This is a genomic window from Brotonthovivens ammoniilytica, from assembly GCF_025566885.1.
GTDB classification, from domain to species: Bacteria; Bacillota; Clostridia; order Lachnospirales; family Lachnospiraceae; genus Brotonthovivens; species Brotonthovivens ammoniilytica.
In genome coordinates, this window is the sequence record NZ_JAOQJQ010000001.1 from 87,293 (window position 1) to 99,738 (window position 12,446).

A 12,446-nucleotide genomic window follows, 5' to 3' on the forward strand; every position below is an offset into this window, starting at 1 on the left:
GCAAATGGAACAGTTTATAATGAAAACAAAAGTATATATGGGTAAATCCGCCCTTGAACATTTAAAGGATTTTCAGATACGGCGGGCATTTATCATTTGTGACCCGTTTATGGCAGAATCCGGTATGGTGAAAAGGATTACGGACTGCCTTGACAGACAGCAGGCAGTATATGAGATTTTTTCTGAAGTTGTTCCTGATCCGGATATCCATGTGGTGACAAAAGGAATTGGACATATGACAGCCTTTGCCCCGGATACGTTAATTGCCCTGGGAGGGGGATCTGCCATTGATACCGCAAAAGCAGTCCGCTATATTTACGAACAGGGAACCAGTGAGAAAAAGAAATGTCTTATTGCCATTCCAACAACAAGCGGAACCGGCAGTGAGGTTACATCATTTTCAGTGATCACAGACAGAGAAAAAAATGTGAAATATCCGCTGCGGGATGATGCAATGGTACCGGATGTGGCACTGCTTGACCCTGAGCTGGTAGTCAGCGTCCCGGCAGCAGTTACAGCAGATACAGGAATGGATGTGCTGACACATGCTCTGGAAGCCTGTGCCTCAGAGAAAGCCTGCGATTTTGGCGATGCATTTGCAGAAAAAGCGGTGAAACTGATTTTTGATTATCTGGAAACTGCAGTGAAAAATGGAGAAAACCAGGATGCGAGAGAACGGGTGCACAATGCATCCTGCATGGCGGGCGTTGCATTCAACAGCACTTCACTTGGACTGTGTCATGGAATGGCACATGCCCTGGGGGCAAAATTTCATATTTCACACGGAAGAAGCAACGCCATGCTGCTTTCCCATATTATCGCTTATAATGCGGAAACGGCGGCGGAACGGTATACAAAGGCAGCGTCAGTTCTGGGGATTTCAAGTCCAACCGGAAAAACAGCTGCATTAAATCTTTCCAGAAAAGTAAAACAGCTGAGGGATAAGATTGGTATTCCGGAAAAAGTTACTTCTCTTGGTATTTCAAGAAAGGAATTTCTGGATGCGGTACCTGAAATGGCAGAAACTGCACTGAAGGATCCATGTACGGAAACAAACCCGAGAAAGCCGGTTCTGGCGGAGATTGAACAGATTTTTGCAAAACTGGTATAACAGATAAAAGAGGTACATAATATGGAAATGGATCACACTACATTCGACTGGACGCTGAATTATGATGAAATTGATTATATAATAGAAGGAACGCTGTCAATTATTAAAAACGGAAAGAAAGTGACGGCGGGACCAGGAGAAATTATACTGATTCCTCATGGTTCTTCCATACAGTTTCAGGTGGAGGAACATGCTAGATTTCTGTATATTACATATCCGGCTGACTGGGCAAATACAACTGAATAGAAATACGAAAGGAAGTATCCCTATAGTCAGGCACAAAAATGTGTTTTATGGGGATACTTTTTATGTCAGTGAATACTTTCTTTTTTGGTGAGAATATTGTATAGTCGATTAAGGAAAGAAATTTTGTAATTGAGAAGTAATCAGCAGTTGATACATACAGGTTAACTGAGGATACTATGAAAGGAAATAAAAATGATTATAATTGATTCTCATATGCATTCTTCTTTTTCTTCAGACAGTCAGGCGGATCCGGAAGAGATGATTAAGCAGGCAATTCATAAGCGTTTCCGCTATATCTGCTTTACGGATCATCTGGAGTATGACTATCCGGGGGGCCAGTTTCACTTGGATGTGGATCAGTATTTTAAAACACTGGGCCGGCTGAAAGAAAAATATGCTTCTGAAATCATATTGAATATCGGAGTGGAGCTTGGTCTGCAGCCCCATCTTAAGGCGCGGTTTGAGCAGCTGCTGTCTAAGTATTCTTTTGATTTTATTATTGGGTCTACACATATTGTTAACCGGATAGATCCTTATTACCCGGACTTCTTCTTGAATCGGACGGAAAAGGACGCATATGAGGAATATTTTGAATGTGTATATCAGAATGTACAGGCGTTTTCTGACTGTGATGTGCTTGGACATCTTGACTATGTGGTGCGGTACGGTCCAAACCGGAATCGTTTTTATACTTATGCAAAGCACAAAGACATTATAGATGAAATATTAAAGTATCTGATTGATCATGGAATCGGACTGGAGATTAACACCAGCGGATTCCGGTATGGCCTTGGGCACCCGTCCCCCCATGAAGACGTGCTGGAACGTTATCATGAGCTGGGGGGAGAAATTATAACCATCGGATCAGATGCCCACAGTCCGGAATATTTTTCTTATGAATTTACAAAAGCACAGAATATCCTGAAATCCTGCGGTTTTTCTTATTATACTTATTTTAAAGAGCGCAGGCCTGAATTTGTAAAGCTTTGATCCGGCAGCTCAACATATCTTTGTCAGTCTGTACAGAACAGATAGGTCAAAGGGGAAGGAATACCGGCGACCGTTTTGCGAAATAACAGTATTCCTTAAATCCGCAGTCCTGCAGAAGTTTGCCGGCTCTGTGAAAATTCCGGGCAATTTCTTCCGGTGAATGTGCATCAGAACCGGCGGTGATGATACGGCCGCCCAGCTCATAATATCGTTTCAGTATTTCCCGATGAGGATTTTCCTGTCTGCAGGCGGAAGAAAACCCGCCTGTATTTATTTCCAGGCCTTTTTCCATAGAAATTAGTTTTTTCAGGATATCGTCAATGAGTTTTTGGCAGGAAGGATAAGTATATGCCGGTACCGGCGGATTTCCATACCTTGTGACGTAATCCAGATGTCCATAGACGTCAAAGTCGCTGAAGCAGGATAGGTTTTCCAGGATGGAAGAGAAATATTTTATATATGCTTCCTCCTGGCTGATTCCGGAAAAGTATTCGCAGTAGTATGGGTCCATCCCCTGGGCAGTATGCGAGGAGGCAATGACAAAATCAAACGTATTGGAAGCAGTAATCTGACTGTGTATTTGGGCCAGATGAGGCTGCAGACCGATTTCGATACCGAATCCGATTGTAATCTGACTTTTATATTTTTGTTTCAGCCGGGGCAGACACTCTGCATATTCATCAAGAGAGAGTAAAAACAGCTCCGGCTCCTTTGGATAATCATAGTCCAGATGATCGGTAATACAGATACCGGAAAGACCAAGCTTTAGTGCCTGATGAATCATAAGCTCCGGGGCAGCGTCGCTGTCTCCGGAAAAGTTCGTGTGCATATGCGTGTCCCACAGCATAAAGGTTACCTCCTGTTTTCGTAAAAATGTTCTGAAATAACGAAGTATTTTTTCTGATACAAGTATAATATTTGGATATATTTCACATATTATCATAAGTGACACTGACGGATTTGTCAAAAACTGGATGAAGGCTATTTTTTTGATTGTAAAAAATGATTGAAAATATAGGCAGAAAAGAACATATAGTGAAAAAATTAACAAAGTTAAAAGTAACGATTAAAATCTATTGAATTTATAGTTTAAATTCGTTACAATAGTTTCAGATGGGTAATCACTCCAAAAGATTTTAAAAGTGACTGCTCAGACAAATAAAACATTCAAAATTCTAATTCTAGGAGGAATGAAACATGGCAGTAAAAGTAGCAATTAATGGTTTTGGACGTATCGGTCGTCTTGCATTCAGACAGATGTTTGGAGCAGAAGGTTATGAAATCGTGGCAATCAATGATCTGACAAGCCCGAAGATGCTTGCTCATTTATTAAAATACGATTCTTCACAGGGTAAATATGAGAAAGCAGACACAGTAACTGCCGGTGAAGATTCTATCACAGTTGATGGAAAAGAAATTAAAATTTATGCAGAACCAGACGCAAACAACTGCCCATGGGGAGCATTAGACGTAGATGTTGTACTAGAGTGCTCCGGATTTTATACATCAAAAGCAAAAGCTCAGGCTCATATCAATGCAGGTGCTAAAAAGGTTGTTATCTCAGCGCCGGCAGGAAATGATCTTCCAACGGTTGTTTTCAACGTTAATCATGAAACACTGAAAGCTGACGACACAATTATCTCAGCAGCTTCTTGTACCACTAACTGCCTTGCACCAATGACAAAAGCTTTAAATGATCTTGCACCAATCAAATCCGGTATTATGTGTACCATCCACGCTTACACAGGCGATCAGATGACACTTGATGGACCACAGAGAAAAGGTGATTTAAGAAGATCCCGTGCAGCAGCTGTAAATATTGTTCCAAACAGCACCGGTGCAGCAAAAGCAATCGGACTTGTTATTCCTGAATTATCAGGTAAATTAATCGGTGCAGCTCAGCGTGTTCCTACACCAACAGGTTCTACAACTATTTTAAATGCTGTTGTAGAAGGAAACGTAACAGTTGATGATATCAATGCAGCAATGAAAGCAGCTTCCGATGAATCTTTCGGATACAATACAGATGAAATCGTATCTTCCGATATTGTAGGTATGAGATATGGTTCCTTATTCGATGCAACACAGACAATGGTGCTTCCATTAGACAACGGAACTACACAGGTTCAGGTTGTTTCCTGGTATGACAATGAAAACAGTTATACAAGCCAGATGGTTCGTACAATTAAATACTTTGCTGAGTTAGCATAATCTGTTTTAATAACCATAAAAGGACAATATGGTAGACAAGCTTGAGGTCCGGCCTAAAGAGGGCCGGGCCTCTTTTTTATACAACAGGAAATGTTGTTTCTAGCTGTATAAAACGCTATGTGAGGAGGCACACTGGCACAAAGATGAAACTTGTCGTAAACCACCGCCCTCGGCGCGGGAATGTGCCGAGACACATTCTTTTTTAGGAGGAATTTCATGTTAAATAAAAAATCAATTGACGATATTAATGTAAAGGGATTAAAAGTGCTTTGCAGATGTGATTTTAACGTACCTTTAAAGGAGGGAAAGATCACAGACGAAAACCGTCTTGTTGCAGCTCTTCCCACAATTAAAAAACTCATGGCTGACGGAGGAAAAGTAATTCTTTGTTCCCATCTTGGAAAGCCAAAGGGAGAGCCAAAGCCGGAATTGTCATTGGCGCCGGTGGCAGTACGCCTTTCAGAGCTTCTGGGACAGGAAGTAAAGTTTGCGGCAGATCCGGAAGTCGTAGGTGCAAATGCAAAAGCAGCAGTGGATGCAATGAAAGACGGAGACGTTGTTTTGCTTGAAAATACACGTTACCGTGCAGAGGAAACTAAAAACGGAGAAGCATTCAGTAAAGATCTGGCGTCTCTTTGCGATGTATTTGTAAACGATGCCTTCGGTACCGCACACCGGGCACACTGCTCCAATGTCGGGGTGGCACAGCTTGTGGATACAGCAGTGGTAGGCTACCTGATGCAGAAAGAAATTGATTTCCTGGGCAATGCAGTTAATAATCCTCAGAGGCCATTTGTTGCAATCCTGGGCGGCGCAAAAGTAGCTGACAAATTAAACGTAATTTCAAACCTTCTGGAGAAATGCGATACGCTGATTATCGGCGGCGGCATGGCTTATACCTTCTTAAAAGCAAAGGGCTATGAGACGGGAGCATCTTTGGTAGACGATACAAAAATCGACTATTGTAAAGAAATGATGGAGAAGGCAGAGAAGCTTGGAAAGAAACTGCTTCTGCCGGAAGACACAGCCATTGCGGCAGTATTCCCTGATCCAATTGACGCAGGAATTGATGTATCTTATGTAGCAGCTGATAAAATTCCTTCCGATAAAATGGGTCTGGATATCGGACCGGTTACTTCAAAGCTTTACGCAGATGCAGTAGCCAGTGCAAAAACTGTTGTATGGAACGGACCTATGGGCGTATTTGAAAATCCGGTTCTGGCAAAAGGAACCATTGCAGTAGCAAAAGCTCTGGCGGAAACAGATGCAACAACCATTATCGGCGGCGGTGATTCTGCGGCAGCAGTAAACCAGCTGGGATTTGGCGATAAAATGACGCATATATCAACCGGCGGCGGCGCTTCCCTGGAATTTTTAGAAGGAAAAGATCTGCCGGGAGTTGTGGCAGCAAACGATAAATAATAAATAGAGATAAAATATAGGACAAAATTTAAAGACAAAATATAGAGACAAAAAGTCTGTGAGAGAAAGAAAATTCGGGAGGAATATTAGCATGGCCAGAAGAAAAATTGTAGCGGGAAACTGGAAAATGAACAAAACACCCAGCGAGGCAGTTGCCCTTGTAAATGAATTGAAGCCATTAGTAGCAAATGAAGAAGTAGATGTAGTATTCTGTGTACCGGCAATTGACATTATCCCTGCTATGCAGGCTGCAGAAGGCAGCAATATCTGTATTGGGGCTGAAAATATGTACTATGAAGAAAAAGGTGCTTACACAGGTGAAATTGCACCTGCAATGTTAGTAGATGCCGGCGTAAAATATGTAATTATCGGACATTCTGAGAGAAGAGAATATTTTGCGGAAACAGATGAGACGGTAAATGCAAAAGTATTAAAAGCATTTGAGCATAGTTTAACACCTATTATCTGCTGCGGTGAATCTCTGACACAGAGAGAGCAGGGAATTACTATCGACTGGATCCGCCAGCAGATTAAAATTGCATTTTTAAATGTAACAGCAGATCAGGCAAAAACAGCTGTGGTAGCTTATGAACCAATCTGGGCAATCGGCACCGGAAAGACAGCAACTACTCAGCAGGCGCAGGAAGTATGCGCAGCTATCCGTGCGTGCATCAGAGAAATTTACGATGATGCAACTGCAGAAGCAATCCGTATTCAGTACGGCGGATCTGTTAATGCAAAAACAGCTCCGGAATTATTCGCACAGCCAGATATTGACGGTGGTCTGGTTGGTGGAGCTTCTTTAAAAGCTGAATTCGGAGATATTGTAAACTATAACAAATAAGAATTAGAATAAGAATGTAAAACCAAAGCTCGAAAATAATTTATTTTCGGGCTTGGTGGTTTCTATGAGGAAATAGTATGAGTAAAAAACCTACAGTTTTAATGATTTTAGACGGCTTTGGCTTAAATGACAAACATCAGGCCAACGCAGTTTTTGAAGGGAAGACACCTGTCATCGACGGATTGATGAAAGATTATCCTTTTGTAAAAGGATATGCCAGCGGTCTGGCAGTAGGTCTTCCGGAGGGACAGATGGGAAACTCTGAAGTAGGCCATCTGAACATGGGAGCAGGCCGTATCGTTTACCAGGAGCTCACAAGAATTACCAAAGAAATTCAAGATGGTGACTTCTTTAAAAACGAGGCGCTGTTGAAAGGCATCGCCAATGTAAAGAAAAACAATTCTGCCCTTCATTTGTACGGCCTTTTGTCAGACGGAGGCGTGCACAGTCATAACACCCATCTGTACGGTCTTTTGGAACTTGCCAAAAGAGAAGGAATAAAAAAGGTATATGTTCACTGCTTTATGGACGGCAGAGATACTGCGCCCACATCCGGGAAAGGATTTATTGAAGAGCTGCAGCAGAAGATGAAGGAGATAGGTGTAGGAAAAATCGCTTCTGTTATGGGCCGTTATTATGTAATGGACCGGGATAACCGCTGGGAACGTGTGGAAAAAGCGTATCGTGCCCTGACCCTTGGAGAAGGAAACAAAGCTTTGGAGCCCTTAGAAGCCATACAGGCTTCTTATGATGCTGATGTAACAGATGAATTTGTAGTACCTGTAGTAATTCAGGAAAATGAAAAACCGGTTGCCGTTGTTCAGGATAAAGATACGGTGATCTTTTACAACTTCCGTCCCGACCGCGCCCGGGAAATTACCCGCGCTTTCTGTGCAGATGAATTTGATGGATTTGACCGGGGAGTCAGAAAAGATGTAACCTATATCTGCTTTACAGAATATGATGTGACCATTCCAAATAAAGAAGTTGCCTTCCATAAAGTAGAGTTAAAAAATACATTTGGAGAATACCTGGCAGCCCACGGAAAAACTCAGGCCCGGATTGCGGAAACAGAAAAATATGCCCATGTTACCTTTTTCTTTAACGGCGGTGTAGAAGAGCCAAATAAGGGCGAAGTCAGAATTCTGGTAAACTCCCCGAAGGTAGCTACCTATGACCTAAAGCCGGAAATGAGCGCCTATGAAGTCTGCGATAAACTAGTGGAGGCCATTAAATCCCAAAAGTATGATGTAATTATTATCAACTTTGCAAATCCGGATATGGTGGGACATACAGGCGTGGAATCAGCCGCAATCGCAGCGGTAGAAGCCGTTGACAGCTGTGTGGGAAGAGCAGTGGAAGCTTTAAAAGAAGTAGAGGGCCAGATGTTTTTGTGTGCCGATCATGGAAATGCAGAGCAGCTGGTGGACTATAACACCGGAGAGCCTTTTACAGCACACACAACCAACCCGGTTCCCTTTATTCTGATTAACTATGATCCTGCCTATACTTTGAAAGAAAACGGATGTCTGGCTGATATTGTTCCGACTTTAATAGAAATGATGGGCATGGAGCAGCCCGAAGAAATGACCGGGCATTCCTTATTAATAAGAAGGTAATGGGTCAAAGAAGTCTGTTGTTCTTAGGAATCGGTTTTCAGTTTTATCACAACACGGTATTTCTTATAGCGTAAAAAAATGAAAATTCCCTGTAAAGGAACCTGGTTTTGGGTTTCTTTACAGGGAATTTTTATCATCTGTCAGCTGCTGCAGGGATTTCATAAGATCAATCAGTGCTTCTCTGGTCTCGGGAGAGGCATTGTGAAACATATCTATCACAAACTTTGGAACATACTGTACATTCCGGTCATCCTTCCAGCCAATTAAATAGTCCATACTTACATCAAAGATGCCGCACAGCATAATCAGCTTTTCCATGGAAAGGCTGGATTTTCCGCGTTCCACAGCACTGCAGTGTTTAATGGATATATCAAGGGCTTCAGACAGCTGCTCCTGAGTCAGCTTTTTCTCCCGGCGCAGCAGAGCAATTCTTTTTCCAATCTGTAAATTTAGTGCATTTATCTTTGGCATATTCTGCATATGTTTCACCATCCGTTTTCTATAAATATTATATTTCAGTTTTCAAATCTAAAAAACCGTGTGAAAGGTGCAAAAAAACTGAACCCGAAAACAGGTAAAAATTAGATGAATAGTCTAATTTTGGAGACAAAAGGAGTTCATTCTTATACACTTATGAGGTTGATTAATCAACAAAAATGGTATAAAATCATACCTATAAGGTATAAAGTGTGACAACTGTGTGATTAATTCGACATGTGTAAGTTGTGAAAAAAGTGTTAAGAAGTTTGACGGATTATTCTAAGGGAAAATGGGTATGAAAGAGAAAGTCTTAATTATTACGACCATCAGTGGATTTCTTCACCAGTTTGAAATGAATAATGTGAAACTGCTGCAGAAAGCCGGATACGAAGTTCACTATGCATCGAACTTTCAGGTTCCGGTTTATACATATGATGAAACTGAATATGAATCCATGGGAATCGTTACGCATCATGTTCCTATTGAAAAGTCACCCAGGTCTCTGAAAGAGAATAAAGAGGCATTCAGGCAGCTGGTGCATATTCTAGAGGAAGAACAGATATCTCTGATTCACTGCCATACCCCTATGGGGGGAGTTTTGGGGCGTCTGTCCGGACAAAGAGCAGCTCATAATGTAAAAGTTATTTATACAGCTCATGGGTTTCATTTTTATAAAGGAGCATCGTGGAAGAACTGGCTTCTTTATTATCAGGCGGAAAGATGGCTTGCGCGCAAGACGGATATGATTATTACAATAAATCAGGAAGATTTTAATTATGCATCAGAATTTCGTTTGAAAACAAATGGCTGTGTATATAAGATTCCGGGAGTCGGACTGGATTTAAAGCGTTTTTTTCCAATTTCAGAGAAAAGATCTGTTCAGAGAGAAAAGCTTAAGATTGCTGAGAATTGTTTCTGCATTATAACGGCGGCTTCTCTGGATGTTGAAAAGAATCATGAAACGGTATTAAGGGCAATATCCCTGATACCAGATAAAAGGATTTGTTATCTGATCTGCGGGGATGGGCCTCAGAGAGAATATTTGGAAAAGCTTGTTCGGAAGCTTCATTTGGAAACACAGGTTTATTTTATGGGGTTTCAGGAACATATGGAGGAATTGCTTCATGCGTCAGACTGTTTTGTGTTTCCGTCTCTCAGAGAAGGTCTTGGAATGGCCGCTCTAGAAGCGATGGCCTGTGGGCTTCCGGTTATTGCGGCTGGAAATCGGGGAACAAGAGAGTATATGAAAAATGGGGAGAACGGTTTTCTTTGTGAGGGCGAAGATGCCGGTCAATTTGCCCGCGCCATTGAAACACTAAAAGCAGACCGGATGCTTTGCCAGAGGATGGGAGCTGTGGGGAGACAGACGGCAGAGCAGTTTGGTACGGCTAAAACAGAAGTAATCATGAGCCAGGTGTATCAGAGAATACAAGGGGAGATGAAAGGCTATGAATGGAACAGAAATCAGTATCATCATGGGAGTGTACAATCAAAGGGAATTTAATCAGCTGGAACAGGCTGTGGCTTCTATGTTAAAGCAGAGTTTCCGGAATTTTGAATATTTAATATATAATGACGGTTCGGACCGGGAGGTAACAGAGTATTTGCAAAAAATAGCTTCCCGTGATTCACGAATCCGTCTTTTTTGTGCAAAGAAAAACCGGGGGCTTGCGTACGCGTTGAACTTTTGCATTAAACATGCAAAAGGAAGGTATATTGCGCGTATGGATGCAGATGATATATCGCTGCCGGAGCGTTTACAGCGGCAGTATGATTTTCTGGAGGACCACGAGGAATATGGATTTGTGGGATGTAATGCACAGCTGCTCCGAGAAAGTGGAGCCCGGGGACTGCGTTTGATGCCTGAAAAACCAAAGGCAGAAAATTTTCTAGCCTTTTCTCCATATATTCACCCTTCTGTTATGTTTCGCAGAGAAGTTTTTAAAAAATACGGGTTGTATTCGGAAGCCAAAAGTAATCTGCGGTGTGAAGATTATGAATTATTTATGCGTTTCTTTCTGAAAGGTTGTATTGGATACAATATTCAGGAACCATTATTCCAGTATCGGGAAGATGAGAATGCCTTCAAAAAAAGAAAGTACAAGTATCGGGTGGATGAATTTCGTCTGCGCTGTACATATTTTAGAAAACTTGGGCTTTTTAATGTGAGAAGTGCATATTGGGTAATGAAGCCTCTGATTGCCGGTCTGGTTCCGGGAAAAATGCTATACGAATTAAAGAAGAGAGAAAACAGTCATGGAATATCAGTTGCAGATAAATAAAATGATTGAAGCATCAGCTAGAGAGGTATTTGCTCCGGTAATGTATGCTTTTGTCAGCTGGGTACTAAAGAAGGCTGAGCAGGAAAAAATAAAGAGACTTTATTTTCTGGCCAGAGATGGATATCAAATGTATCTTACGGCCAGAATTTTGTGTGCAGAGCAGGGGTACCCGGTGGAATGCAGATATTTGAAATGTTCCAGGTTTGCCCTGCGGGTCCCGGCATTTCATCTCCAGGGGAATAATTGTCTGGAGTTTATCTGTCAGGGAGGAATAGATGTTACTCTCAGAAAAGTACTGAAACGTACAGGAATGAATGAGCAGGAAGCGGCCGCTATGGCGGAAAGGCTTGGGAAGACAGAAGAATTTGATAAAGTTATGTCCTATCAGGAAGTTCAGCAGTTGAAAGGGTATTTTTGTAATTCCCCGAAACTCATGGAGTGGATTTTTGATAATTCAAAAAAAGCGTATCCAGATGCTGCGGGATATCTGCGCCAGGAGGGCTTGCTAGAGCCAATATCTTATGCGATAGTGGACAGCGGCTGGATTGGCACTTTACAGCAGACTTTGCAGCAGATATTAAAAAATGAAGGAAGAGCTGAGGTTCTTAGAGGTTTTTATTTTGGGTTGTATGAACTTCCTCAAAATGTTGAACCACAGATGTATGATGCATTTTACTTTTCTCCTTATGGAAAGATAAGAAGAAAGGTATACTTCAGCAATAGTTTATTTGAGTGTATATTTGGTGCCCCTGAAGGGATGACTTTGCGTTATCAGAAAGATACTCAGGGGTATGAAGCGGTATTAGAGCAGAAAGAAAACCGGAATCGGATAAAAATAGAACAGACAACAGACGCTGTCTGTAAGTATGTGAAGGAACTGGCCAGGGAACAGAGAATTATTTCAGCTGAAGATGTGGAGCGTGTTTTATCCCGGTTTATGGGAGAGCCTAAACGGGAAGAAGTTGAAGAATTTGGAAACTGGAAATTTACAGATGACGTTTTGGAAGAAAAGCAGCAGATTGTTGCAGCAAATTTAAGTGAAGAAGAATTGTCAAAAAATCATTTTTTATACAAAAGCCTGATTATGCTTGGATTGAAAAAAGGGCCGGTTCATGAAAGTGCCTGGATAGAGGGCAGCACTGTACGATGTGGAAGACGAATCAGAAAGCATCTGCGTCAAATCAGATGGTATAAGTATGTATTATATCTAAGAAAAGAAATTTTGGAGAAACGAAAGTAAA

At 41.7% G+C, this 12,446-nt stretch carries 12 protein-coding genes; 10 read left to right on the forward strand and 2 right to left on the reverse strand.

Going from position 1 to position 12,446, the window contains the following annotated elements:
• Nucleotides 1-4 precede the first annotated feature (4 nt).
• The 3 genes from OCV88_RS00440 to OCV88_RS00450 all read left to right on the forward strand — a co-directional run bounded on the left by OCV88_RS00440 (nt 5) and on the right by OCV88_RS00450 (nt 2,347).
• Entirely contained in the window at nt 5-1,111 is a 1,107-nt protein-coding gene (locus tag OCV88_RS00440) for a 1-propanol dehydrogenase PduQ (RefSeq protein WP_158423684.1), read from the forward strand.
• 21 nt (nt 1,112-1,132) lie between these two features.
• Nucleotides 1,133-1,357, forward strand: coding sequence for a cupin domain-containing protein (locus OCV88_RS00445; RefSeq protein ID WP_158423685.1), 225 nt, complete (start codon nt 1,133-1,135; stop codon nt 1,355-1,357).
• A gap of 192 nt (nt 1,358-1,549) precedes the next feature.
• The gene (locus OCV88_RS00450) at nt 1,550-2,347 is read left to right on the forward strand and encodes a histidinol-phosphatase HisJ family protein (protein ID WP_262590549.1); all 798 of its coding nucleotides are present in this window, start codon (nt 1,550-1,552) and stop codon (nt 2,345-2,347) included.
• Nucleotides 2,348-2,393: 46 nt separating this feature from the next.
• On the opposite strand, the gene OCV88_RS00455 is transcribed toward OCV88_RS00450, so the two are convergent.
• Nucleotides 2,394-3,194, reverse strand: coding sequence for a histidinol-phosphatase HisJ family protein (locus OCV88_RS00455; protein ID WP_158423686.1), 801 nt, complete (start codon nt 3,192-3,194; stop codon nt 2,394-2,396).
• Between the two features lie 350 nt (nt 3,195-3,544).
• Between OCV88_RS00455 and gap the strand changes: the two genes are divergently transcribed.
• The 4 genes from gap (at nt 3,545) to gpmI (ending at nt 8,443) form a co-directional block, all read left to right on the forward strand.
• The gene (gap, locus tag OCV88_RS00460) at nt 3,545-4,558 is read left to right on the forward strand and encodes a type I glyceraldehyde-3-phosphate dehydrogenase (RefSeq protein WP_158423687.1); all 1,014 of its coding nucleotides are present in this window, start codon (nt 3,545-3,547) and stop codon (nt 4,556-4,558) included.
• Nucleotides 4,559-4,774: 216 nt separating this feature from the next.
• The gene (locus OCV88_RS00465; protein ID WP_158423688.1) at nt 4,775-5,980 is read left to right on the forward strand and encodes a phosphoglycerate kinase; all 1,206 of its coding nucleotides are present in this window, start codon (nt 4,775-4,777) and stop codon (nt 5,978-5,980) included.
• A gap of 91 nt (nt 5,981-6,071) precedes the next feature.
• Nucleotides 6,072-6,824 (forward strand): triose-phosphate isomerase, encoded by a 753-nt coding sequence (gene tpiA, locus OCV88_RS00470; RefSeq protein ID WP_158423689.1) that lies wholly within the window; start codon nt 6,072-6,074, stop codon nt 6,822-6,824.
• A gap of 77 nt (nt 6,825-6,901) precedes the next feature.
• A complete protein-coding gene (gene gpmI / locus OCV88_RS00475; protein ID WP_158423690.1) occupies nt 6,902-8,443 on the forward strand; it encodes a 2,3-bisphosphoglycerate-independent phosphoglycerate mutase in 1,542 nt (513 codons plus the stop codon).
• Nucleotides 8,444-8,560: 117 nt separating this feature from the next.
• Here gpmI and OCV88_RS00480 read toward each other — a convergent pair whose 3' ends face one another.
• Nucleotides 8,561-8,923, reverse strand: coding sequence for a helix-turn-helix domain-containing protein (locus tag OCV88_RS00480; protein WP_262590550.1), 363 nt, complete (start codon nt 8,921-8,923; stop codon nt 8,561-8,563).
• A 295-nt stretch (nt 8,924-9,218) separates the two neighbouring features.
• Here OCV88_RS00480 and OCV88_RS00485 point away from each other — a divergent pair, with 295 nt between their 5' ends.
• Genes OCV88_RS00485 through OCV88_RS00495 form a run of 3 tightly spaced genes read left to right on the forward strand, consistent with a single transcriptional unit; the run spans nt 9,219 to nt 12,445 of the window.
• Nucleotides 9,219-10,427, forward strand: a complete 1,209-nt coding sequence (locus tag OCV88_RS00485; RefSeq protein WP_262590552.1) for a glycosyltransferase family 4 protein — start codon at nt 9,219-9,221, stop codon at nt 10,425-10,427.
• Nucleotides 10,372-11,205: a glycosyltransferase family 2 protein gene (locus OCV88_RS00490; RefSeq protein ID WP_262590553.1), complete on the forward strand. Its 834-nt coding sequence runs from the start codon at nt 10,372-10,374 to the stop codon at nt 11,203-11,205. Before OCV88_RS00485 ends, OCV88_RS00490 begins: the two co-directional genes overlap by 56 nt.
• Nucleotides 11,180-12,445 carry a hypothetical protein gene (locus tag OCV88_RS00495; RefSeq protein WP_158423693.1) on the forward strand — a complete coding sequence of 422 codons (1,266 nt, stop codon included), beginning with the start codon at nt 11,180-11,182 and terminating at the stop codon, nt 12,443-12,445. Before OCV88_RS00490 ends, OCV88_RS00495 begins: the two co-directional genes overlap by 26 nt.
• Nucleotide 12,446 lies beyond the last annotated feature (1 nt).

Bases quoted from the DNA above. Each gene is read 5' to 3' on its own strand.
- OCV88_RS00440 (WP_158423684.1), top strand. From the start codon at position 5: ATGGAACAGTTTATAATGAAAACAAAAGTATATATGGGTAAATCCGCC.
- OCV88_RS00445 (WP_158423685.1), top strand. From the start codon at position 1,133: ATGGAAATGGATCACACTACATTCGACTGGACGCTGAATTATGATGAA.
- OCV88_RS00450 (WP_262590549.1), top strand. From the start codon at position 1,550: ATGATTATAATTGATTCTCATATGCATTCTTCTTTTTCTTCAGACAGT.
- OCV88_RS00455 (WP_158423686.1), bottom strand. From the start codon at position 3,194: ATGCTGTGGGACACGCATATGCACACGAACTTTTCCGGAGACAGCGAC.
- gap (WP_158423687.1), top strand. From the start codon at position 3,545: ATGGCAGTAAAAGTAGCAATTAATGGTTTTGGACGTATCGGTCGTCTT.
- OCV88_RS00465 (WP_158423688.1), top strand. From the start codon at position 4,775: ATGTTAAATAAAAAATCAATTGACGATATTAATGTAAAGGGATTAAAA.
- tpiA (WP_158423689.1), top strand. From the start codon at position 6,072: ATGGCCAGAAGAAAAATTGTAGCGGGAAACTGGAAAATGAACAAAACA.
- gpmI (WP_158423690.1), top strand. From the start codon at position 6,902: ATGAGTAAAAAACCTACAGTTTTAATGATTTTAGACGGCTTTGGCTTA.
- OCV88_RS00480 (WP_262590550.1), bottom strand. From the start codon at position 8,923: ATGCAGAATATGCCAAAGATAAATGCACTAAATTTACAGATTGGAAAA.
- OCV88_RS00485 (WP_262590552.1), top strand. From the start codon at position 9,219: ATGAAAGAGAAAGTCTTAATTATTACGACCATCAGTGGATTTCTTCAC.
- OCV88_RS00490 (WP_262590553.1), top strand. From the start codon at position 10,372: ATGAATGGAACAGAAATCAGTATCATCATGGGAGTGTACAATCAAAGG.
- OCV88_RS00495 (WP_158423693.1), top strand. From the start codon at position 11,180: ATGGAATATCAGTTGCAGATAAATAAAATGATTGAAGCATCAGCTAGA.